This is a genomic window from Mobiluncus mulieris ATCC 35243, assembly GCF_000160615.1.
In the GTDB taxonomy this organism is placed as follows: Bacteria; Actinomycetota; Actinomycetes; order Actinomycetales; family Actinomycetaceae; genus Mobiluncus; species Mobiluncus mulieris.
In genome coordinates, this window is the sequence record NZ_GG668518.1 from 672985 (window position 1) to 695596 (window position 22612).

A 22612-nucleotide genomic window follows, 5' to 3' on the forward strand; every position below is an offset into this window, starting at 1 on the left:
TTAATTTTCCTGATTTCGCGCATCAATCCAGTTACAAAGGCGTTCGATACCGGTAGCGATATTCACTGCCGGGTTCCACTCTAGGGCGGTAGAGGTTTGAGAAATATCAGCCCATCCGGCGCGAATGTCTCCTTCGCGGTATTGCCCGGTGATGACAGGGTCGGGAGCCTGGTAGTAGTTTGCGATTTCGACGGCAAGCTCGTGAATAGTGGTGGCTTTGCCTAATCCCACGTCGTAGGGGTAGCGGTTGGTGTGGCCTCGTTCCACTCCTGCCGCTAGGGCGCTGCTAACATCGTCGATGTAGACAAAATCGCGGATAATTTTGCCGTCTTCGTATACGGGGATTGGTTTTCCTGCTTTGGCTAGGCGGGCAAATAGGGAAACTATTCCGGTATAGGGGTTAATCAGTGACTGGCCTGCGCCGTAAACATTTTGCAGACGGAACCGTACCAGTTCCACTCCCATTGATCCGCACCAGGAGGATAACAGGTTTTCCTGGCACAGTTTCGTGGCCGCGTAAACGTTGGCAGGGTCAGGGGCGACTTCCGGGGAGAATTGCACGGTGGGTTTCAATCCGGGGAATTCCCATTGTCCTGCTTCTAGCATGGCATGGGTGCGCATTCCCGGATAGCAGGTTTGTCCTTTCTCGTCAATCCAGCGTCCTTCCCCGTATACCGCGCGCGATGAGGCCAGGACGATTTTTTCGGGAATGATTTTGTTTCTGGCCAAGGCGTCGGTCATTTGGGTGGTACCGACCACGTTAGTCGAAGAGTGTCGTGTGGCTTCCAGCAGGGACTGGGCAGTGCCAGTTTCGGCTGCCAAGTGCAAGATTACGTCTGGTTGCACTATTTGCAGGAGGGCATCCCAGTCCGCTGATTTACGCACGTCTCCCACCACCAGTTCGGCTCGGCTGTCGAGGTCTGCGGGGCGGGTGGCGGTGGCGTGAATCTGCGGGTGCAGATTATCGAAAGCCACTACGCGATCGTAGAGTTTTACCAGCAGGTGTGAAGTGGCGCAGCCAATAAAACCGGCGCCTCCGGTGATGAGGCAAGTTTTTCCCATGATTCTCCTTATTCCTAAAACTCGAAGCCATTCTAGTCGGCTTTTGTGGGCTTTGACGTATTCGCGCTTGGTTGGGGCAGGGGTGGCGGGGTGAAGGTCAAATATCTTTCCGCAAATTCGAAAATAATGACTCTGGGTTTTTGCGTGGCGATAGCGGTTGCAAAGTCGGTGGGGTGGCCGGTGTCCAAGTAGTGTCCCATCTGGTATGTTCGTGAGAATGCAAGGTTCCACAGGGGAGAAATCCCGTTTCCCATGGAATCGCGGAATATCAGCGCCGCAGGTCCGGTGGCGTGTGGGTTGCGGGTTTCTGTTGGCAGGTTTGCGAAATCGGTGCCGCTACCCACCGGTAGGGTGAGAGAATTTCCGTTTTGATCTGTCGCGGTGAAAGTACCGGGTTGTAGTGAGAACGCGGGTACTACCCAGTCGTTGGCTTGCTGGTGGTACCCCAAGGGCAGGAATTCATTGGGTGCTTGTGCCACTCGTAGTTGCGCCACCGGGGGGACGGTTAGGCCTTGCAGTTGTGAATCTAGTGCGGCCAAGCATTTGACGGTTTGTTTCCAGGCCAGGTATCCCCCGTAGGGCGACCAGTGCGAGTTGACTCGCGACCAGCCGTAGAACGTGTCTGGGGTCTTAGGTTCGACTGGTGCTTTTGCGGAGACGGTTTCCCGCGTGTCCAACCAGGGGAGTTGCGGGTAGGCGCGAATGAGCTGGTTTAGTGGCTTGTCGGAAAGTAACTGTTCGGTCCATTCTGGCAAGAATCGTGCGAAAACGTCCCATTTGGCCGGACCGGGCATGATTACCAGGGTGGCGCCTCTTGCGTTTGCCAGGGTGCGCAAGTTTGTGAAAAATTTTCCCCATTCTGCTAGCTTGGCGGCGGATAGCTGTTCTTTTCCGATGGCTTGGGAAAAATTATGTGCTTGGGCGTCGGCCCAGAACACCCAGTTGTCGCGTCCTATCACGTAGGGGCTGGTGGTGGCGTGAGTGATGAAGGTTTCCGTGGCTCCGGTGCCGGCGGTGCCGGCAAAGTGTGAGGGTTGTGGTTGCGGGATTGAGGGTAAACATGGAGCAGGGGCGAGTGGGGCTAGGGCTTTGGTGGTATTAGCGGTGGCGTTAGTGTTGACACGGGGGGTTCGGTTGGTTGTTTTGCCGATTTCGCAGTGCGTTGCACTATACCACAGTCCGATTCCGGTGGCGGCGATAACCGCGAGCATTAACCCCATTAGCGGGAGGTAACGCAGTATGCGTTTAAATCCTCGTTCTTTTAATTCTATATCCCGTACACCGGTGGTGGAGGCGGTAAAACCGGCGGTGAAAATCCGGTTGCGTAGGCGCGGCCGGGTGGCTGAGCCGTTTTCGTGGCGCTTTGGTGAGGGGGATGCAGGTTCAGCGTGGTTCATGAATTTGCCTTTGGGGATTCGGGGGAGGCTTTCACCTCTGCGGGGGGCTGATTCTTGTCGGCGCGCCGACATTTTTGAAACAGTATTTTCATCCATACAGGCGTCCAATTTTTCAGGCTCATAGCGGGTTTTTCGATCAGGTGCCATGAAAGAAACGCCACCACGTGGGTCGCTATGATAATCACCAGGTGGTAGACTATCCAACCACGTTGGGGTAGCCCGAAGTGCGCCCCGAAGGTCATTATCGGCCAGGCGAAAATATAAACCCCGTAAGAAAAATCCCCGAATCTCTCCCAGTTTTTTAATGGCAGCACCACTGCCAGCCACATGAGGAAGTAGCAGAAACCAAATTGTCCCACAATATTCCATCCGTGCGTGGCGTAGGTAAACACCCCTAGACAGATTCCAAAAAGAGCTAGGCGCCCATCCAGGGGAATCCGATCCCCAAACAGGGCGAATAGGGTTCCAAACGCAAAGGGAGCGAAGAACATGAGCAAGAAAATATCCGAAAAAACCGGGCTTAAAGCGGTGACTTTCACTCCCATCCACATCAGAGCATTCAACACGATTGCCGCTAGGGCGATAAGCCCGCCTAAACGACGGTGGGTGAACAGTCCGAATAATCCCGCCAAACCCACTAAAATATAGCATAAAAATTCGTATTTTAGGGTCCACGCGCTGCCATTCCAGTCAAAAGCGCCGTGCAGGATGGAATAGGGCAGGTTCCCTCCCTCCCCGGCGATATTACGCTGGTTTAACACCAGGAACATATTGTTCCAGAAGTAGGTGAGAGGGGATTCTTTGGGCGGGTGGAGGTAACCGTTCAAATTCCCGTGTTCGTGATAGTAGGAAATAGGAGCCAGCACTACCACAGTGAACAGCAGCGCCGTCCAAAAGGCGGGAAAAATCCTGAGGATACGGCGCCAAAAATACCGGAAAATTGTGGCGTGTCCCATGCGTGATTTGGTAATCAGAAAACCGGAAAAAAAGAAAAACCCGGCTACCGCTACCCCGCCTAAGGATTGCTCGGAGGAAATTTGCACCCCTAAATCTTCCCCACCATAAAAACCTCCAATGGGCCCGGCGTGGGAAAAAATCACTAAAAAAGCCATCAGCCAGCGTAGAAAACCAATCGAGTTGCTGCGCGGGTCAAAAACTTCTGACAGGTAATGCCACTGGCGAGAATGCTGCCCGGTGACGACGTGCGATTGTTGCGTACTCATGTCCAGTTTCTTTCCCCTTACCTTGAGCGGACTTTGTGATAAACCTGGCGGGCGAGGAGATAAAACGGGCGCAGCGTTTTCGCCAGATGGGGGGAGCGGCGTTGTAGTGTGAGTTTCAACTCGGGCAACAGCCCGTAAGGTCGCCGATTCTGCAAGGCGGTGACAGCCTCAAGTGGAAAGCCGGGTAATTGCGATAGCAACGCTTGCACCCGGTATTCCATAAATCCGTAATAGATACCCGCCCACTCTCGGTTCATGACGCTTTTGCAAATCAGTCCTTCGCTCAGGGAGGAGTAGGAAAAGATTCGCTCAATCACGTGAGCCAAAGATCCGTCAGAATACTGGCCTTCTTCGGGGAAATCGTTAAAAGTGAAGTGAGCCTTTGTGAGGGGAAGCAGGGCTTCGGGCCGCGCGAAAAACATTGACCCGTAGGGAGACAAGGGAGTCGTATCGTCGAAAGGCAGTTTGATTCCCAAGCGTTCGCACAGCGCCAGGGCGGGTTTTTTGTTTGCAAACCAGGCGTGCCCCAGGGTGGGGTAGCCCAGAGACACGGCGGGAGGAAACACCATTCCTAGGTAGGGCTCGGTTGCGAACAAGTGCAGCAGGTTGGCGGTGTAGCCTGGGGAGGGCAGCAGATTTTCGAACAGGTGGCGTTTGAATAATTCTGCCGCGTTGTATGCGTCCTGTGCGGATTTTTTGGAGTGAATTTTTGCCACCACGTCGAAACATCCCGGTTCCAAGACGTCGGCGCAAGTCACCAGGAAAGCGGAAACGTCGCGGCCGCGGTTCGATTCCACGATGCGCACTTCGGCTTGGCGTCCCATGGTTTGGAGCTGTTGTTCAATTTGGGTTTTCTTCTCGGGGGTGGAAGTGGTGAGGAAAATTTGGGCGTGGTCTCCCAGGTATGAGAATCGTTTCATGATTTCTGCGGTCATGTCCGCGTAGAAAACATGAGCCACCCCGGCAATTCGCAATTTGGCATTAGCTGCTAGAACGGATTCTTCCGCATTGTCATCCAACACTTGAGTCAGATTGAAATTGGTGGACAAAACCCGGGGCTTGGCGTTGTGTGATACGTTTTGCCAGATTAGTTCTTCGGGGTATCCCGCCCGGCGGACTTCGCGCATGATATCGGCACCGATGATGGCCTGTTTGTCCAGGTAGAGCGGGTCATGGAAGAATAAGCGGCGTTTTAGAATCGGGCATCCATCGGCCAACATTAGAGCAGCATTGTCGAAAATCGGATGCACTGCGGGGTAATTTTCCGCCGGCCAGGCCACCTCGTAGCGCCACCCTAAGTCGGCAAAATGCTTGGTGAACCGTGACTCGTGGTGTACCACGGAGTCTGTGTAGGAGTTTATCGGGGGCATGGTTGCCCAGTATTGCCGGAAGTCTGTGGATGCCAGCAGTTTGTGGCGCACCGCAATCCAGTGCGATTGAATATGCAGCGGCATTTCTAAAGCTACGGTAAAAGGGTGGGGGCGTACGGCTTTGTGAGCGCTGATGCCCCAAAAGTCAGTGTCGATGGCATCCATGCGGTTAAACATGTCCGCGTAGGGGTGGATGGGGCCAAAAAATGTGTAGTTCATGAGGATAACCTCATCGAAACTATCCAGACGTTCCCAGCCGATTTTTTCCAGGGATTCCTTATAGGCGTACACGTCAAACCCGTTGTTTTCCCGCTCCCACACGGTATCCGCTACTTTGGACAGTTTCTGTTTGGAGGTTTCGGTCAGGACGCTGTTGGAGACGACGAAAATCAGTTCGGCGTGTTCCCGCAGCTTTTCCAGGTTGTATGTTACGTAGTCATCCACTTGACCTGATTTGTCATAGAACAAGTAAATGACGGCTCTGCGCATAGATTTTCCCCTTTTTGGCGTTGCTGCGTGGAAGAATGAAGCATCTTCCCGTGTTGTACATCTTATTGTATCGGGTAGTGCGGTGCTAAAAGTTTTGGTTTTCGCCACGCGCCATGTTCGACCATCTGCTATCAGTGGAGATGTGTAAGCTAGTGGGGAGCAGCATCGAATAAAACAGATGAGGGAGGATTTTGAATGCATGTCTTGGTTACCGGTGGAGCCGGGTTCATTGGCGCTAACTTTGTCCACACTACGGTGGAAGAACACCCGGATGCCACGGTTACTGTTATCGATAAAATCGGTTATGCCGGCAACCCTAAATCCATTGAGGGTCTTGATCGGGTCAAGCTGGTGGTTGGCTCTACTGAAGATAAAGACCTTATGGATGCGTTGGTGAAAGAATCTGACTTGGTGGTAAATTTTGCAGCTGAGTCTCACAACGACAATTCACTAGTCGACCCCTCGCCTTTTATCTATTCCAACCTGGTGGGAACGTTTAACACTCTGGAGGCATGCAGGCGTCACCGGGTGCGACTTCACCACATTTCCACCGATGAAGTTTATGGGGACTTGGCACTGGATGACCCGCACAAGTTTGAGCCCGATTCGCCCTATAGGCCGTCTTCGCCGTATTCCGCTTCCAAGGCGGGTTCTGACATGTTAGTTCGCGCGTGGATTCGTTCATTTGGTATCGAGGCTACCATCTCGAACTGTTCTAACAACTACGGTCCCTATCAGCATGTTGAAAAATTCATTCCCCGCATGATTACTAACCGTATGGACGGGGTACGTCCGCGCCTCTACGGGGATGGTTTGAATGTGCGCGACTGGATTCATGTGCTTGACCATAACACGGCAGTGTGGGCTATCATCAACAAAGGTCGCTTGGGGGAGACATACTTGATTGGTGCCAATGGGGAAAAGAACAACTTGCAAGTGGTACAGGCATTAAACAAGATGATGGGGTTCCCCGAAGATGATTTCGACCAGGTTAAAGACCGTCCCGGTCATGACCGCCGCTATGCGATAGATGCCACTAAGCTACGTGAGGAAACCGGGTGGGAGCCCAAGTACACCGACTTTGAGGAGGGTTTGCGTCACACTATCGAGTGGTATCAGAGTAACGAAGCCTGGTGGCGTCCCACCAAGGAAGCTACGGAGGCCAAATACGCTCGGCAGGGTCATTAGCCGACGCTCCGAATGTCCGCTTTGAGAGGCGAAAGTAAGGTGGAAAAATGCGGTGGATAGTTCTCGGAGCTAAAGGTATGCTCGGCCAGGACGTGGTGGAGTTGCTTCAATCTAAGAACCAGGAAGTTCAGTCCCTGGATCGTCCGCAGGTAGATTTAACTCTTTTTGACTCGCTACGTTCTCAAGTTCGCGATGCGGACGTGGTGGTGAACTGCGCGGCTTTCACTGCGGTGGACGCGGCGGAGGAACAGGAACGGCAGGCTTTTGACGTCAACGCTAAGGCAGTGCAATATTTGGCGGTGCAGTGTCGGGAAATCGGGGCGCGTTTGGTGCATGTTTCCACTGATTATGTATTTGACGAACCAGCCGATCGTGACACTCCATGTCCGGAGGACGCTTTGCCCGCACCTGCTGGCGCCTACGGTCGCACGAAACTGGCTGGGGAATGGGCTTTGCAGGCGCAAGGCAAAGACTATCTGATTGTGCGCACGGCTTGGCTATACGGGGCGAAAGGGAACTGTTTCCCTAAAACGATGGCGCGTCTGGCTGGTGGACACGACCGGTTGACGGTGGTGGCCGACCAGTTTGGCCAACCCACGTGGACGCGAGACTTGACGGATTTGATTTGGCGCCTGGTGGAGGCTAAAGCTCCTACGGGGATTTACCACGGTACTTCCAGTGGGAAAACCAGTTGGTATGGTTTTACTCAGGAGATTGTTCGTTCTTTGGGTAGGAATCCGGCGATGGTGGTTCCGGTTGCTACGGCTGATTTTCCGCGCCCGGCGCCGCGCCCGGCTTTTTCGGTGTTGGGGCATAGGGCTCTGGAGGCGATTGGGGTGGCACCGATAGGCCAGTGGGATTCACGCTGGAAGGTCGCCGCAGGGGAGGTTTTGGCAGACTTCCGCTAGTTTTTGGTTTTCCCATTAGGTGTCAGCCGGAAATGCCGGTTGACACCTAATGAACCCACCTCATGAGTCCGAACCCGTTAGCGAGCCCGCGACGGATGGTGTCTGTTTAGTCTTGCAATAGTCCGAGCAGATACTCGCCGTACCCGGATTTGCGCAAGGGTTCGGCCACCCGCGCTAAATCCGTGTCGCTCAAAAATCCGCGCCGCCAGGCGGCTTCCTCCGGGCAGCCGACCTTCAGGTCTTGGCGTTTCTCGACGGTACGCACGAAGGCCGTCGCGTCCGCCAGGGAATCGAAAGTCCCGGTATCCAACCAGGCGGTGCCGCGCGGCAAGACTTCGACATGCAGTTTCCCGGCCTCCAGATACTGGCGGTTCACGTCGGTAATCTCGTATTCCCCGCGAGCCGAAGGCTTGAGGTCGCGGGCAATTCCCACCACGTCATTGTCATAGAAATACAACCCGGGTACTGCGTAGTTGGACTTTGGCTGTGCCGGTTTTTCTTCAATCGAGACGGCCTTGAAATCCGAATCGAATTCCACCACGCCATAGGCCTGGGGGTTGTGGACGTGATAGGCAAACACTGCGCCCCCGTCAATGGTATGGAAACGTTGCAACTGGTCACCCATGCCCGGTCCATAGAAAATATTGTCACCCAGCACCAAAGCCGCAGAATCCTGTCCGATGAAATCCGCGCCTAACACGAATGCCTGTGCCAGGCCGTTGGGGACTTCTTGAACCACATAGGACAGGTTGATTCCGAACTGGGAGCCGTCCCCCAGCAGCCGATGGAAAGCCGGGGCATCATGTGGGGTAGTGATAACCAGAATATCCTTTATCCCCGACAGAATCAGAGTGGTCAAAGGATAGTAAACCATGGGTTTGTCATACACCGGCACCAGCTGCTTTGAAGTGCCTTGGGTAATGGGGTGTAACCGAGTGCCGGAACCGCCGGCTAAAATAATTCCACGCATACGGGAATTCTATCAGGGTACGGGGTGCGGCGCGGCTTTGTGGCGGTGTGTTGGATTGCGGTTTCATGAGGTGCCATCCCCAAAGAGCTGTCTTGGTAATTCGGCCTGGTAAATTCCCGCATTGGCGGGGTTTTTAAGTAAAATCAGAGGTAACAAGGCGTTGGGAGGAAACATGGAACGTATCAGTGGAGTAAAGAAGCAATACGCTTGGGGATCGGATACCGCTATCCAGGAACACTTTGGTATTGGCGAACCGGGTGAAACCCTGGCTGAAGTCTGGTTCGGGGCGCATCGTTTGTCGCCATCTGCGTTGCTGTCAGATGAATCGGCTGACCCGATTTCCTTGGCGGATTGGATCAGTGCCGACCCCGAGGGCACCCTGGGGGTTTCGGTGGTGGAACGTTTCGGGGCACGTTTACCGTATTTAATAAAGCTGATTGCCCCTAAGCGGCCCCTGTCTCTACAGGTACACCCGGATCGGGAACATGCCCAGTTGATGTTTGATGTCGAAGAACGCGCCGGGATTCCTCTTGATGCTGCCCAGCGCATGTACAAAGACCCCAACTATAAGCCGGAGCTGATTTACGCTTTGACCCGTTTCGAAGCCTTAGCGGGTTTCCGTGCCCCGCGGCGTATTGTGGAAATCTTTTCCGATTTGGATACGGAACTGGCCACTCAGATTGTTTCTCAGCTGCGCGCGCAGCCTTCACCTGAGGGTATCCGGGAGGTCACCGATCGTTTGCTTTCCCCCCACACTACCCCGGCAGCTCCCCAGGTAGAGGCTACGGTGGCGGCGATGAGTGACCGGTTACAAGCGGGGGTTTCACCTTCGGTGCGTGTTGATCGGGTGGTCACCAGCCTGGCACGTCAATATCCGGGGGATGCTGGGGCGGTAGTAGCTGCCATGCTGAACCCGGTATCACTTCGTCCCGGCGAGGTTCTGTTCACCCCCCCGGGAGGGATTCATGCTTATGTTTCGGGGCTGGGCGTGGAAATCATGGCGAATTCCGACAATGTGTTGCGCGCCGGGTTGACCGAGAAACACGTTGACTGCCAAGAACTGTTGAACTGTCTGGACTACGTGGCAGCACCCCCGGTGCGGATTGCCCCGGAATGGGTGACGGATTCCACCCAGGTGTTCTATGCCCCAGTGGATGACTTCGAACTGTCGGTTACAAAGTTGGGCGACCCTCAGCTGTTGCCAGGGCACGGGGGGCGGATTGTGCTGTGTATCGAGGGCGAAGCCATCCTCAGTGACGCGGAAACTGACCAGTTGCGCTTGTTGCCGGGACAGGCTGTGTTTGTGCGTGCTGATAAAACCCCGGTCTATGCGTCGGGACACGGCGTGGTGATGCAATCCGATATCCCCTAAATCCGCCGGATTCCCAATTACCCAAAATCCGGTTTTGTGGCAAACGGTCCATGGTGTGTCGTAGTAAATGTGATATTTATCACACTTGCGGTTTAGCTGGGTAATCAAGCGGATTGAGCTCGGTTTAGGGACAAGCACCTCGTGAATCACTTGTGAATATGAATGACAAACGTGTAACTTGGTACTAGCGATTTCCCGTCCAGCGGCCCGAGACAGGCCTCGGGTGCCGGGAAACTAAAGAACTCGATACAAGAGAGGTGCGTTGAATATGTGGAATCTGTTTGGTGAGGGAGCCATCGACTATGTCGATACCTCCACCGCCATAGATGATATTTTCAACGGGCCGCTCGCCTGGCAAGCCCAAGCCTTGTGTGCCCAAACCGATCCCGAAGCCTTTTTCCCGGAAAAAGGCGGCTCCACCCGGGAAGCGAAAGCGGTGTGTGCTCAGTGCGAGGTGCGCGAACAGTGCCTGGAATACGCTTTGGCCAACGATGAACGCTTCGGTATTTGGGGTGGCCTCTCAGAACGAGAACGCCGCCGCTTTAAACGACGGGTGTCCTAGGTAAAACCCCGGCCAGGGCTTGAAATCCAGGATGGCACCTCATGAAGGGGCAACCCAACCAGTCCCACCAATCCAGCCCAGCCCAACCCCGCCGGCCAAATACCCTCCCGGCAACAGCAACTGGATAGCAAACTAGGCAACACGCCCCGACCGCGCCACTTAGGAACCAGCCCCTAAAAACGCTAACCTTAAACCTATGCCATTAGAAGTCAGCGCTTTCGTCGTCACCTCCGGGGAAACTCCCTACCTAGCGGCGACTTTGTTGGCAGTGTCGCGCCAAACTATCCCCCCGAAATCTGTCTATGTGATTGACGTTTCTACCTCTGGGGTGGCGCGGCGAGTCGGCACCCAGATTTTAACCGCGCCCGGGGCTCGTAACCTGGGGGCAGCTCTCGAACAGGCGCGTCTTTCCCCCGATTTCCCGAAGCTGGAATCCGGTGCCGCCATCTGGTTGCTGCACGACGATTCGGCACCCGACGCGACTTGCCTGGAAGAACAGCTGCGCGTTTTTGCTGCCAGTGATGATACCGTGGTGGTGGGCGCCAAACAACGTGCCTGGGACAAGGCCGCGCAACTGCTAGAAGTCGGGATTCAAGCCACTGCTTCGGGTCGGCGTCTACAGGAAATGGATGCCGGGGAAATCGACCAGGGGCAATATGATGGTCGCAGCGATGTACTCGCGGTGGGAACTGCTGCGATGCTGGTCGACTGGGATACCTATCTCGAACTAGAAGGTTTCGACCCGCAGCTTGGTTCCTTTGGGGACGGATTGGAGTTTTGCCGCCGGGTGCATTTGGCGGGGTATCGCGTCCAAGTGGCGCCTCGTGCCGTCGTGTACCACAAACTTGCCGGATACTACGGACTGCGCGGCCCCGACGGCGGGCGGCCCACCCGCGCGACCCGCCTGGCTGAAGAAAAAGACGCTCTGGAACCGGAACCAAAACGCTCTTTCACCCCTCGAAGGGTGGCGCAACTGCATAACTGGTTGGTAGCCGCACCCTGGTGGCAGTTTATTTTCCTGCCGCTGGTGGTGCTGATTCTAGGCGTTATTCGCATTGGGTGGCGCATTGTCACCAAGGAACCCAAACTGGCCGCCGGGGAGCTAAAAGCCACCCTGGTCACCGTGTTTCACCCCGTGGGGGTGTGGCGCGCCCGGCTGAAGCGTGCCCGCCACCAAAGAGTCCCGAGTCGCGCCCTGAAACCTTTACAGATTAAAGGGAGGCAAATCTGGCAGGCCAAGGTCACCCTGCGTAAAATCGCCAAAGACGCGCGTAAACCCCTGATTACTGACCAGCAAGCCCGGCAAAACTATATCATTGAAAAGAATATCGATGCGGGACTTTCCCTGGTGGTGGCGCTGATTCTGTTGATGATTTCCTTGTTGACTGGGCGTTTCGCCCTGGGCGGGGTCGCTGGGGGAGCGCTGCCTAGCTTGCCAGAGGCATCCTCGGAGTTTTGGGCGCACCTGATTTCTGGGTGGCTGCCGGCCGGACTAGGCTACGGCTCCCAGATTCTAGCGGCCGACCCCTTGGGGCTGCTGCTGGGTATCCTGGGGGTGTGCCTCGGGACAGTGGGGATTAAGAGCCCGGTAATTCTGGCTATCTTGGGTTTCGCGACCCTGCCGGTGGCGTGGCTCGCGGCCTGGTGGGCGGCGGCAGTGATGACCACTTCCCGTCCTTTGCGGATTACGGCGGCTTTGTCTTGGGTGCTGTCCCCGGCTTTGCTGGCGAGTCTGGGGGCTGGTCAGATTTCTGGGTGGATATTGGCCTGGGCGATTCCGCTGTTCGCGGGGGCGTTGGCGCGAGCCAGTGGAGCGGGGCACACCCGAATAGTGATGGGCGACGGCAATGAACCGGTAGAGATTACGGTGGAATCGGCGCGAATCATTCAGGCTGGTTTAGCAGCTTTGGCTGGTTTCGTGGCGGTTTGTGCCGCTCAAGTTTTGATTGTGCCGTTGGTTTTGCTTTTGGGTTTGGGATTCATGAGGGGCGTGTCCAGAATTCCGGCGGATTATTCGCCATCCGGGCTATCCCCTCATGAAGCCGCGCCCAAAGCGAGCCAAGCCCTTAAAGCGACTCACGCCCGGCTCGCCTTTCGCCACCTGCTGATTATCCTGCTGCCCTCGGCGTGGCTGGTGTTGCCGATGCTGTTGCGTACCTTGAGCCACCCCAACCAGTGGCCGCTGTGGGTATCTACCCTGGGGGTGCCCCAGGAATCGCCGACTCCGAACTGGATGGATTTGCTAACTGGTTGGCCACTTTCTTTGCGTCAGGTGCATCTGGCTCTGCCGCTGCCCGGTTGGCAGTGGCTGGCAGTGGCGCCCGTGCTGCTGACACTGATAGTGACGCTGGTCAGCGTGGTGGTGCCGGGGCACAGCCTAGCCTCGCACTGGTCGGTAATCTTGGCGCTGTGCGGTTTGGCTATCGCCGGGTTGTCTGGGGTAACTCCGGTGGCTGTCCACGAGGCACATGCGGTCACGGCCTGGGCCGGCCCGGGCTTGGCCGTGTATCATGCGGGGCTGCTGACGGCGGCAGTGACTTTCTGGAACCGGCTGCGTTTGGATACCCCCCTTCAAGTCGCTGGGTGGGTTGAAAAAACCTGTCGGGTCGGGTTGGCGGTGGCGGTGTTCATCCCGGTGGTGGGGGTGGCACCGGGTCTGATTAGCGAAATCGTGCACCCACGAGCCAGCGATTTTGGGCGTCTCCAGGCTTTCCACGAAGAAATGTTGCCGGCCACGGTGGTGAATGGCCAGACTGGTCCCCAACAGCAACGTTGTTTGAACTTGGTGGTGCAAGCCGCCCCCAATCAGTCCATCCTGGTAGAGGCCAGCGTGTGGCGAGGGTGGCGCGATACCGTGTTCGAGGCTGCGCCGTGGGTGAAACTGAAGAATTATCAAAATGTGTCTGGGACGCGCAGTCCCGATGCCGCCGACACGGTGCTGTCCCAGACCGTGGCGGCGGTGTTGGGGGGTGACACTCCGCGGCTAAGCGAGCAATTGGCCAGTCTCGACATTCACTTTATTGTGGTGGCGAACGGTGATTCGGAACCGGTGCGCCATTTAGTGAATCTCTTGGATTCCAGCGCTGACTTGGAGCGGGTGACTCAAACCGCAGCGGGGACGGTGTGGCGACTCGGCGATGATAGTCAAGCCGGCTTGGTACGGGTGGCTTCGGCTCATTGGATTGGGGGTCGCCCCAGTTGGCCTACCGAGAAAAACCAGGCCATGGCTTTGTCAGGGCGAGTCCCAGGACAGGTGGCTTTGCCGGCTGGTAGTGAGGGGCGATTGATGGCGCTCTCGGAGCGTCGCGATGCTAACTTTATGCTGCATCTTGACGGTAAGCCTTTGAGTGCTGTGGACAACGGCCAGTGGAATAATCTGTATCGATTGCCGGGCGGCAAGGGTTCCTTACAGATTCGCTATGCATATCTGCCCTATCAGTTGTGGGGAGCGGTGCTGGTGTTATGGCTGTTTATCGCGTTCGCGGCGGCTTTGCCTTTGCGGCGAGTCTCGGAGGTGAAAGTGTGACAAATTCAGGAAAAAATGCTGTGGGGAAAGCACGCGAGCCTCGCGCCGGGGTACAGACTTTGAAAATGGTGTTGCACTGGGGCTTGGGAACCGTGCTGGTGTGGGGCATGAGTCTTGCCCTGGTGGTTTTTGCTTGGAAGCATCCGGTAGTAACTGGGGGGGTGCGTTATGGAGAGCCGGTGCCAGTTCCTGCCGCAGAGGTAGTGTTGTCTTGCCCGGCTGTGCCTCCCACAGTGAATCCGAAAGCGGTGGATGCGGCTGGACAGCGGGTCGCACCCCCCCAGATTGCCGGATCGCTGACCGCCACCGTGTTGGCACGTAGTGGTAAAGTCCCGACGGATGCGGTTTTCTCGCCTCTAGTTGATTCCGTTCATGAGGTGCCAGCCGCTACCCCGACCGCTAGCGCTGCACCGACGTCTGTCCCGAAAAAAAAGTCTCGAGGCAAGGATGGTGATGCCCAGGCTGAGAGCGAGCCTCCCGAAGACACCCGGTCTGACCTGGTGTTACGCCCCCGCTCGGCGATGCTTTTTGGTCGTTTTTCTAAGCCGGTAAGTGGGTTTTTACGTGCGGCTCCCTGGGAAAACCGGGCAGCTTTGGCGGCGGCTGATATTGAGCAGTCGGTGTCCTCGGGAGACTATCGCGGCTTGGCTACGGGAACATGCCAGGTCGCCTCCCAGGATGTCTGGTTGGTGGGGGGTGCTACTATCCCGGGAAACTCCACCGTGTTGCAACTCATGAATCCTTCGGCGAATCCGGTGGAAGCCAAGGTAGAAGTCTGGGGGGATACCGGAAAACAGCGTTTCCCGCGCGGCGAGAAACTGCGTATTAACCCTAAAGACCAGGTTTCGATTCCTTTGGAATCCGCGCTGCCCAGTCTGCAAAGCCTCGCGGTACACGTGAGTGCTTCCGGGGCGGGAGTAGCAGCTTCTTTGATGACCCACAATTTGCAAGGACTGACAGCGGGTGGCGTGTCCTTGGTGCATGCCAGCGTGGCTCCGGGGAGAACCCAGGTGATTCCCGGGGTGGCGATGAGCGAGGATTTGGGAGCGGTGCGGATTTTGAATCCTGGTTCGGAAACCACCCATGCCTCGATAGAGGTTGTAAATGAAAACGGTCGTTTCCCTTTGCCTGGCGGAGCCAAAGTTACCTTGGATGCCGGCACCGTCACCGATTTTACTTTGGGAGGATTGCAGGCGGGTAACTATGCGGTGGTGGTCACGTCTCCAGACCCGGTGGTGGCGGGAGCGGTGGTGTATCGTCACGGTGGGGAGTCCGAGCAAGACCCAGGACGGTTCATGCGTGATCATGCTTGGCTGCCGGCTTTACCTCCCGGCGGTGGAGTGGTGCTGGGACCGGCAGCAATTAATCGACAACTTTTGGTGACGAATCTGGGCGAGGCAAATAGTGAGTTTAAAGTTGCTGGTCACACCCATGTGGTAAAGGCTGGAACCACGGCGGTGGTGCCCCTGACCGAGGAAGCGGCTGATTTGGTAGAGGCTCCGGATTTGTATGTGACTCAGGTTTTAACCACCGAGTTGGGGGATGGCTTGGGGATTGACTCCTTGGAGCCTTCCCCAGATTTAGCTCAATCACGTCAGGTTTATGTCCAACTGCGCAGCTAAATTCTGACAGACAAAACAGTATTGTAGACTTCTTGGATAACGCCAAGTTTCCCCGTTTTTTGCGATGATAAATTCGGGGGTTGTCGAGTTTACACCCCGTATTTCGGGGCAGAGACCGCCGCGACTTTCTGGGAAATATTTGCGTCGCGCCTCATATAGGTTTCGTATTCGAGGTCGCGGCGCAACACCAGCACTGCCGCAATGAAACGTTCCGGATTTGTGTTGGGCGGCGGTGGGGGATAAACCGAGGGCTCTAGCTCGTTGGCTATCTGTAGGGCGGCCTGGCGGCGTGCCTCAGGTTGCATCTTGCCTGCAGTTTGCAAGAAACGACGTGCCATTACTGAAAATGCCCCGTCAAGTTCTTTGACATGTGCGACCATTGCCCAACCCGCGAGCTCCGGGGCTAGGAGCAGCGCCTGACGGCGGGTGACTGCGGGTTCGGAAATCACATAGGTTCCGGCAAAGAAATCCCCGACCCGCCGGGAACGTCGGTTGAAGGTAGCAGTCAGAATCGCCACGGCACCCCCGGTGAACCAAATTTCTCCCACCCCAACCAGAGCACGAATAAAGGCGTGACGGAATGTAATCGGGCCACCGTCGTCGCGTACCACGCGAGTTCCCGCCACGAACTTACCCAGGGAACGACCGTGGGTCAGGGTTTCCACAATCATGGGATAGAAAAATGCCCAAAACGCTATTGTCGTAGCGGATAAGGCCATGAGCTGGGCAGAATTGTTTATCGGCAGCTGATCAGTGGGACCAAAAAAATAAAACAAAGCCACGACTTCGCCAGTTAACACCATGCCCACAATCGCGGACGCAATGTCGATTAGGCCTGAAATAACACGTAAAAACAGGGATGCCGGCTGTACCAGCAAAGCCACTGCTTCGCCGGTGACCACAACATCTGGTCGCATCTTCTCGCCGCGAAAAGTCTCCATATTACTGTTAGATTACCATTATGGATATTGACGCGTATAGTGCAAGGCAACGCCCAGCCTGGAAACGACTGGAAAGACTGAACCGGAAACGGCGTTTGGACGGTGCGGAAGTCGACGAACTGGTGGGACTATACCAACGTACAAGCTCAGATTTAGCCACTTTGACTTCTTCAGCTACCGATCCCGATTTGGTTTTAGAGCTGACCCGAATTGTACAGTCCGCCCGCGGCCGCATCAGCGGGGCACGGGCGGGAACCTTGAAAACCTTGGGATACTTCTTTACGGTTACCCTGCCTCTAGCCATGTATCGCTTGGGGCCACTGTTTTTAGCTACCTTGGTGTATTCCCTGTTCATAGCGATTTTCGCAGGATTCTGGGTGTTTAACCACCCAGAGATTATGACTGCCCAAGGCAGTGAGTCGGATTTGCAGCGATACGCTCAAGAGGCCTTTATCTCCTATTATTCCAATAACCCCGCCCCAGACTTCATGGCGCAAGTATGGACGAATAACGCCACTATCGCCGTGCAAATGGTAGCCACATTTATGACTGGGGTGATTCCCCTGATGATTTTGACTACTAACTTTGCCCAGGTAGGTATGGCCGGGGCGATATTGGCGAAGTACGGGGACATCAAGGTTTTCTTTGGGCTAATCACCCCCCACGGCATCCTGGAATTGTCCTGTATCGTGCTGGCCACCGCCGTGAGCCTGCGTTTATTTTGGGCAATTTTCGTACCCGGGGACTTGCCGCGTACCCAAGCCTTTGCAAAGATCGGGCGCGAGCTGCTGCCGGTGGGCATGGCTTTAATTATGCTTTTGGCTATAGCGGGAATCGAAGAGGCCTTTTTGACTCCCTCGCCGCTGTTACCACTGGTAAAGGTGCTTGTGGCGGTGGTGGTCTATGCTCTGATTATTACCTGGGTGGTGGTTTTGGGGCACCGTGCCAAAAAACTGGGCTTGACTGGGGATATCGCGGCCAACCAGGCCGGTTACATGCTCTAGACTCAGTTCCTTTTCGGGACTGGCGCGGTAGCATTTTTCAACAGTTATGATTAGCTGTGGCATAATAGACCCTGGTTCCTGGTTCACCTGTGGAAAAGCCGCCGGACCCAGAACCCATTGAAACCCCTAGGAGAAATTGATGAAAAAGGATATCCACCCGGAGTACGTTGAAACTCGGGTTACCTGTACTTGTGGAAACAGCTTTACCACTCGTTCCACTTTGACTTCCGGTGAAATGCGCGTGGATGTGTGTTCTGCCTGCCACCCCTTCTATACCGGGAAGCAAAAGATTTTGGATACTGCAGGTCGTGTTAATCGCTTCGAGGCGCGCTACGCCAAGTACAATGCGGCCAAGAAAGCGGCGGCGGAAAAAAAGGCCGCCGAGGCTAAGAAGGCTGCTAGCGAAACCACTGCGGCTAAATAGCTTTGCTTTGGCACCGGTTCGACCCTTCGGGGCGAGCCGGTGCCTTTGCTTTAATTTCTAACCGGTGAAACCGGGTGCTTTTGAAAGGAACATCATGTCTAAATTTCCCCCCGAGCTGGCGGGGGTTGAACCCCTGCTTGAAGAATACGCCGCCGTGGAACGCGAAATGAGTGACCCGGATTTACATTCTGACCAATCACGTGCCCGCCGGGTGGGACGTCGCTATGCGGAACTGGGACGAGTTGCGGCGGCCGCGCGAGCCTTCTTGGAGGCACAAGACGACTTGGAAGCCGGACGGGAGATGGCTGCCGAAGACCCGGATTTTGCGGCGGAACTGCCGAAACTCCAAGAAGCTTTCGATACTGTTCAAGCTGCGCTGATAGAAATCCTCACCCCACGTGACCCCGACGATGCCCGTGACGTGATTATGGAAATCAAAGCCGGAGAAGGCGGCGAAGAATCTGCCCTATTCGCTGGGGACTTGATGCGTATGTACCAACACTATGCGGAAAAAATGGGATGGGCCGTACAGATTTTGGGTTTGACTGAATCTGATTTGGGCGGGGTTAAAGACGCCCAAATCGCGTTCAAAGCCAAGGGTAATCCCACCCCAGAAGAAGGCGTGTGGGCACACCTGAAATACGAAGGTGGGGTGCATCGGGTTCAGCGAGTGCCCGTCACTGAATCTCAAGGCCGTATCCACACTTCGGCTGCCGGGGTACTGGTAATGCCGGAAGCCGAAGAAACTGGGGATATCGAGATAGATCCCAATGACTTGCGTATTGACGTGTATCGTTCTTCGGGGCCGGGGGGACAATCCGTGAACACCACCGACTCGGCGGTGCGCATCACCCACCTGCCCACCGGAATCGTGGTGTCGATGCAAAACGAGAAATCTCAGTTGCAAAACAAAGAAGCTGGGATGCGCGTGTTGCGATCGCGCCTGATGCAGTTAGAACAGGAAAAACGTGAAGCAGAGGCCGCTGAAGCCCGGGCTTCCCAGGTACGCACCGTGGACAGGTCCGAGCGAATCCGCACCTATAACTTTCCGGAAAACCGGATTGCGGATCACCGCACCGGGTACAAGGCCTATAACTTGGACGCAGTTTTGAACGGAGAGCTCGCACCGGTAATCCAATCCGCCATCGATGCCGACGAAGCTGCACGCCTTGCCGCTGTTGGCGAAAAACAGTGAAAATCCCGGAGCATATCTCCTCGCGGGCAGCAGTGAACGATGCGGCCTTTGTACTCAACGAAGCCGGGATTGGCAATGCCCGCATGGAAGCTTCCTGGCTGCTGCAGCATGTGTTGGAGCACCCTCCACTTTATGACGAGCGTCTCGATGCAGCGAAATATCAAGAGTTTTTTGCGCTTGTAGGTCAGCGCGCGCACCGGGTTCCCTTGCAACACGTGATGGGAGAAATGTATTTCCGAGGACTCAAATTGCGGGCGCGACCCGGAGTATTTGTGGTGCGTCCGGAAACCGAGTGGGTCGCCGAAGCCGGCATCGAGACAGCTCAAGTTTGGGGGGCACAGGGAATACCTCCCCAGGTTTTGGATCTCGGATGCGGGTCGGGCGCACTGGGGCTAGCTGTGGCTGCCGAGGTCGCGGATACGGTTTTAACCAGTGTGGATATCAGTCCCGAGGCCGTAGCTTTGACGCAGGAAAATGCGGATTTGTGCGGGATAAAGGCGCGGGTGATACTGGCCGATGCTACGGATTTAGGGGGGCTTATATCCGCACTTACAGCTGATTCCCGGTTGGCACCTCATGAAACGGACAGAAAAGCCGCCGCCACGGAGGGCGAATGCCAAACCGAAGCGGCACCTCATGAATCCGAAAACAACGGAGCAAACGAAACCAAGGCGACCCCGAAATTCCACGTTATAGTAACCAACCCTCCCTATGTAATCGAGACAGTAACCCAACCCGAGGCCGCCGCCGACCCACCCCAAGCCCTCTACGGCGGGGGGACAGACGGCTTGGACATCCCTCGCAGATTCCTGGAAAACGCGGCAAAACTGCTGGTCGCTGGGGGAACTGTGGTGATGGAACACGGAGAAACCCAAGGGGAAGCTTTGGTCGTGGCGGCACGCGACCTGGGATTCGGGCGGGCACACACCGAAAAGGACTTGGCAGGACGGCCCAGATTCTTGCGAGCCAGCGATTATCAGGGACTTTAAAACTTTGTCCCCGATACTGAAGTTTTTTGGTAAGGGGTTAATTAGGGATTTCCCCTATAGCGATAAATTTAAGATTGCTTTATCGTGGTTAACGACCGAAAGGATTGCCCGTGAGTGATGATGTTAAGAAAACCGAGATTTCCAAGGAAGTAATTAGCCCGGTGAAGCCTGGCGCTAAACTCGCCGATGAGTCGGAAACAAAGCCGAGTACGAACCCGTTTGCGACCCCGACAGTGAAACCTGGCGCGGCTGGCACCTCAGCCCCGGGAGCTTTGAGCACGAAACCCATGAAGTTCAAGAAAAAACTGGGGAAGGGGAAAAGGAAGAAACGGCGTCGCATTATCATAGCCATAGTGGTGGTATTGGTGCTAGCGCTGCTTGTATTTATGCTGCCAAGTCTGTTTGGGGGGGGACGAAACGATGCTAATGCAAACGCGATTTATTCCGGTGATATTACCTCGGTGAAACGTAGTGATGTCACTAAAACCGTGTCCTTGAATGGTACTTTGGAAAGTTCCAAATCAATGGCGATATATACCACGCTTAATTCCCCGGTGACAGCCCTGAAAGTAAGGGCGGGTGATGCAGTCACCACGGGACAGGTACTAGCGCAATTGGATACCGATGCCACTGTCAAAGAAATTGCTTCGCAACAGGCAGCGATGCAAGATGCCCAGGTTTCCAAACAAAATGCCATAAACCAAGCCCAGGATACTTACCAGAACTTTGCGGATTCCTTGGCTAGCGGTACTAACCCGGAGATAAACGCCGCTAAGAAAGGCATTAAAACCGCCCAGGCTGAATATCAGAAAGCCCAAAAAACTTTTGAAACCTTGAAAACTGATCGGGCAACTAAGATTACGGATTCCCTAGTCACTCAGGAAGCTGCGTTGCGCACCGCCTACCAGGAGGTAGAGAAAACCCGGATGAGTGCCTCGCGGATTGGGGCAGCATTGAAAGAAGCCGACAGGATGCGAGACCTAGAGAGTATTTCGCTGGCATCGGATAAAGCGGATTTGGCTTTGCGTCAAAAAGAGCTGCAAAAGGCACAAAACGATTCCAGCCTCAGCAAGGAAAAGAAAGCTGAAGTGATTAACGCTTTGCAGTGGGAAATCAACCATTTGACTGAAGTAATCGCCGAGGGCGAAGCCAAAACACAGGCCGTCAAGGAAAAGTATGATACAGCTTGGTCTCAAGAAAAAGAGAATAAGCTAAAGATACGTCAAGCCACCGAAAACTTAGGGATGGCACGTCGGCAATATCGCCTGGCTTTGCTAAAAGTTGACCGTGAGCTGGCTGATGCTCAGGATGCGGTGGCTCGGGCTCAGGACGGAATTTTGGATGCGAATGCGGGGTTGCAACAGGCCGAAGCGACCGCCCAATTGCAAAACCGCACGAACCAACGGGCGATAGAAACCGCGCGATCCGGGGCAACTAATGCCCAGGGACAGCAGGCCATTGCCAAACTGCGTGCTGATATTAATTCCGCCACGGTCAGAGCCCCGATGACTGGGGTAATCACCAGCGTGACCGCCAAAGTTGGATCGCCCGCTCAGGGAGCCTTATTCATGGTAGAGGATAACCAAAACCTGTTAGTTAAAACAGCCGTGAAAGAAAAAGACGTGTCGAAACTCTCGGTGGGACAACAAGTAACTTTCAAGACTCCCGCCACGGGGGACAAGAAATACACCGGAACCGTAACATTTATTTCCCCCGCTGCCAGCCGAGACCTGGCCGGTGGCGGTGACGGGAACAATTCCTCGGGCGGATCTGCCTCAGGGGGAGGAGCTGGTGGCTCTGGCGCTTCGTCGGTTATGTTCCCCGTGGAAATCAAGGTCACCGGGGAGTTGACCGGGCTGCGCTTGGGATCCACCGTGAAAGCTAAGGTTATTTTGCAAGACGCACGCAATGCTTTAACTGTACCTTCGAGCGCCTTGCTGGATGCTCCGATGCCGGTGGGGGCAAGCAGTGCCGGTGATGCTGGCGACGAAGGGGAATCCGTCCCCTCCAAGTCCGGGGCAAAACCCAGTGTGGTTTTGGATCCGGGAGCGCCCCCGGAAGCTCGGGAAGAGGCGAAGAACCCCTCGGTAGCCGGGGCTGCCAAACCCGCAGGTCCAAGTAATCCCAATGCGCCTAAGTCTGTGCTGGTCTTGGAAAATGTGGGAAGCAAAACCCCCACTATCAAGGAAGTCAAGGTGAAAGTACTGGTGGAAGGCGCTAGCGCCACCGCGATTGAAGGGCCAGGAATCGGAGCGGGCACCAAGATTCTGAACAATCCCATGCAGTACATGCACCTTATCGGTCTGAAAGCCCCGATTGTGGATACTCCGCTGCCCGAAAGCAGTGCTGGTAGCGCTCCACAAGGCTAAA

The 22612-nt window shown here is 55.5% G+C and carries 16 protein-coding genes and 1 pseudogene; 11 read left to right on the forward strand and 6 right to left on the reverse strand.

Annotated elements, in window-relative coordinates; genetic code table 11:
- From HMPREF0577_RS02855 to HMPREF0577_RS02870, 4 genes are read right to left on the reverse strand one after another with little or no spacing between them, the layout of a single operon-like run.
- The gene (locus HMPREF0577_RS02855; protein ID WP_004012152.1) at positions 1-1062 is read right to left on the reverse strand and encodes an NAD-dependent epimerase/dehydratase family protein; all 1062 of its coding nucleotides are present in this window, start codon (positions 1060-1062) and stop codon (positions 1-3) included.
- Between the two features lie 32 nt (positions 1063-1094).
- Complete coding sequence (locus tag HMPREF0577_RS02860; protein ID WP_004012153.1) at positions 1095-2459, reverse strand: alginate O-acetyltransferase AlgX-related protein; 1365 nt, start codon at positions 2457-2459, stop codon at positions 1095-1097.
- Entirely contained in the window at positions 2456-3682 is a 1227-nt protein-coding gene (locus HMPREF0577_RS02865) for an acyltransferase family protein (RefSeq protein WP_004012154.1), read from the reverse strand. The genes HMPREF0577_RS02860 and HMPREF0577_RS02865 overlap by 4 nt, the downstream gene beginning before the upstream one ends.
- 17 nt (positions 3683-3699) lie before the next feature.
- The gene (locus HMPREF0577_RS02870; RefSeq protein ID WP_004012155.1) at positions 3700-5541 is read right to left on the reverse strand and encodes a rhamnan synthesis F family protein; all 1842 of its coding nucleotides are present in this window, start codon (positions 5539-5541) and stop codon (positions 3700-3702) included.
- Between the two features lie 195 nt (positions 5542-5736).
- Between HMPREF0577_RS02870 and rfbB the strand changes: the two genes are divergently transcribed.
- Together rfbB and rfbD are read left to right on the forward strand one after the other, a co-directional pair.
- Positions 5737-6729, forward strand: coding sequence for a dTDP-glucose 4,6-dehydratase (gene rfbB / locus HMPREF0577_RS02875; protein ID WP_004012156.1), 993 nt, complete (start codon positions 5737-5739; stop codon positions 6727-6729).
- A gap of 47 nt (positions 6730-6776) precedes the next feature.
- Positions 6777-7637 carry a dTDP-4-dehydrorhamnose reductase gene (rfbD, locus tag HMPREF0577_RS02880; RefSeq protein ID WP_004012157.1) on the forward strand — a complete coding sequence of 287 codons (861 nt, stop codon included), beginning with the start codon at positions 6777-6779 and terminating at the stop codon, positions 7635-7637.
- Between the two features lie 106 nt (positions 7638-7743).
- Here the strand turns inward: rfbD and rfbA are convergent, their stop codons facing one another.
- Positions 7744-8607 carry a glucose-1-phosphate thymidylyltransferase RfbA gene (gene rfbA / locus HMPREF0577_RS02885; RefSeq protein ID WP_004012158.1) on the reverse strand — a complete coding sequence of 288 codons (864 nt, stop codon included), beginning with the start codon at positions 8605-8607 and terminating at the stop codon, positions 7744-7746.
- 172 nt (positions 8608-8779) lie between these two features.
- Here rfbA and manA point away from each other — a divergent pair, with 172 nt between their 5' ends.
- The 4 genes from manA (at position 8780) to HMPREF0577_RS02905 (ending at position 15689) form a co-directional block, all read left to right on the forward strand.
- Positions 8780-9979, forward strand: coding sequence for a mannose-6-phosphate isomerase, class I (gene manA / locus HMPREF0577_RS02890; protein ID WP_004012159.1), 1200 nt, complete (start codon positions 8780-8782; stop codon positions 9977-9979).
- A gap of 268 nt (positions 9980-10247) precedes the next feature.
- Positions 10248-10541, forward strand: a complete 294-nt coding sequence (locus HMPREF0577_RS02895) for a WhiB family transcriptional regulator (protein ID WP_004012160.1) — start codon at positions 10248-10250, stop codon at positions 10539-10541.
- Positions 10542-10737: 196 nt separating this feature from the next.
- Positions 10738-14067 (forward strand): glycosyltransferase, encoded by a 3330-nt coding sequence (locus HMPREF0577_RS02900; protein ID WP_004012161.1) that lies wholly within the window; start codon positions 10738-10740, stop codon positions 14065-14067.
- A complete protein-coding gene (locus tag HMPREF0577_RS02905; RefSeq protein WP_004012162.1) occupies positions 14064-15689 on the forward strand; it encodes a DUF5719 family protein in 1626 nt (541 codons plus the stop codon). Before HMPREF0577_RS02900 ends, HMPREF0577_RS02905 begins: the two co-directional genes overlap by 4 nt.
- 89 nt (positions 15690-15778) lie before the next feature.
- Here HMPREF0577_RS02905 and HMPREF0577_RS02910 read toward each other — a convergent pair whose 3' ends face one another.
- Complete coding sequence (locus HMPREF0577_RS02910) at positions 15779-16606, reverse strand: RDD family protein (protein WP_248613655.1); 828 nt, start codon at positions 16604-16606, stop codon at positions 15779-15781.
- 44 nt (positions 16607-16650) lie between these two features.
- On the opposite strand from HMPREF0577_RS02910, the gene HMPREF0577_RS02915 reads away from it, so the two are divergent.
- From HMPREF0577_RS02915 to HMPREF0577_RS02935, 5 genes and pseudogenes are all read left to right on the forward strand, one after another.
- Complete coding sequence (locus HMPREF0577_RS02915; RefSeq protein WP_004012164.1) at positions 16651-17634, forward strand: stage II sporulation protein M; 984 nt, start codon at positions 16651-16653, stop codon at positions 17632-17634.
- A 139-nt stretch (positions 17635-17773) separates the two neighbouring features.
- Positions 17774-17974 (forward strand): annotated as a pseudogene (rpmE, locus tag HMPREF0577_RS02920) (50S ribosomal protein L31); the annotation flags it as partial.
- 178 nt (positions 17975-18152) lie between these two features.
- Positions 18153-19253: a peptide chain release factor 1 gene (gene prfA / locus HMPREF0577_RS02925; protein ID WP_004012166.1), complete on the forward strand. Its 1101-nt coding sequence runs from the start codon at positions 18153-18155 to the stop codon at positions 19251-19253.
- Positions 19250-20242, forward strand: coding sequence for a N5-glutamine methyltransferase family protein (locus tag HMPREF0577_RS02930; RefSeq protein WP_004012167.1), 993 nt, complete (start codon positions 19250-19252; stop codon positions 20240-20242). Before prfA ends, HMPREF0577_RS02930 begins: the two co-directional genes overlap by 4 nt.
- A 110-nt stretch (positions 20243-20352) precedes the next feature.
- Positions 20353-22611 carry an HlyD family efflux transporter periplasmic adaptor subunit gene (locus tag HMPREF0577_RS02935; RefSeq protein WP_004012169.1) on the forward strand — a complete coding sequence of 753 codons (2259 nt, stop codon included), beginning with the start codon at positions 20353-20355 and terminating at the stop codon, positions 22609-22611.
- Position 22612: the final 1 nt, after the last annotated feature.

What these genes read in the sequence shown, in the direction of transcription:
- prfA (WP_004012166.1), top strand. Translation starts at nt 18,153, where the DNA reads ATGTCTAAATTTCCCCCCGAGCTGGCGGGGGTTGAACCCCTGCTTGAA.
- rfbB (WP_004012156.1), top strand. Translation starts at nt 5,737, where the DNA reads ATGCATGTCTTGGTTACCGGTGGAGCCGGGTTCATTGGCGCTAACTTT.
- HMPREF0577_RS02870 (WP_004012155.1), bottom strand. Translation starts at nt 5,541, where the DNA reads ATGCGCAGAGCCGTCATTTACTTGTTCTATGACAAATCAGGTCAAGTG.
- rfbA (WP_004012158.1), bottom strand. Translation starts at nt 8,607, where the DNA reads ATGCGTGGAATTATTTTAGCCGGCGGTTCCGGCACTCGGTTACACCCC.
- manA (WP_004012159.1), top strand. Translation starts at nt 8,780, where the DNA reads ATGGAACGTATCAGTGGAGTAAAGAAGCAATACGCTTGGGGATCGGAT.
- HMPREF0577_RS02860 (WP_004012153.1), bottom strand. Translation starts at nt 2,459, where the DNA reads ATGAACCACGCTGAACCTGCATCCCCCTCACCAAAGCGCCACGAAAAC.
- HMPREF0577_RS02895 (WP_004012160.1), top strand. Translation starts at nt 10,248, where the DNA reads ATGTGGAATCTGTTTGGTGAGGGAGCCATCGACTATGTCGATACCTCC.
- HMPREF0577_RS02915 (WP_004012164.1), top strand. Translation starts at nt 16,651, where the DNA reads ATGGATATTGACGCGTATAGTGCAAGGCAACGCCCAGCCTGGAAACGA.
- HMPREF0577_RS02910 (WP_248613655.1), bottom strand. Translation starts at nt 16,606, where the DNA reads ATGCGACCAGATGTTGTGGTCACCGGCGAAGCAGTGGCTTTGCTGGTA.
- HMPREF0577_RS02865 (WP_004012154.1), bottom strand. Translation starts at nt 3,682, where the DNA reads ATGAGTACGCAACAATCGCACGTCGTCACCGGGCAGCATTCTCGCCAG.
- HMPREF0577_RS02900 (WP_004012161.1), top strand. Translation starts at nt 10,738, where the DNA reads ATGCCATTAGAAGTCAGCGCTTTCGTCGTCACCTCCGGGGAAACTCCC.
- HMPREF0577_RS02855 (WP_004012152.1), bottom strand. Translation starts at nt 1,062, where the DNA reads ATGGGAAAAACTTGCCTCATCACCGGAGGCGCCGGTTTTATTGGCTGC.
- rfbD (WP_004012157.1), top strand. Translation starts at nt 6,777, where the DNA reads ATGCGGTGGATAGTTCTCGGAGCTAAAGGTATGCTCGGCCAGGACGTG.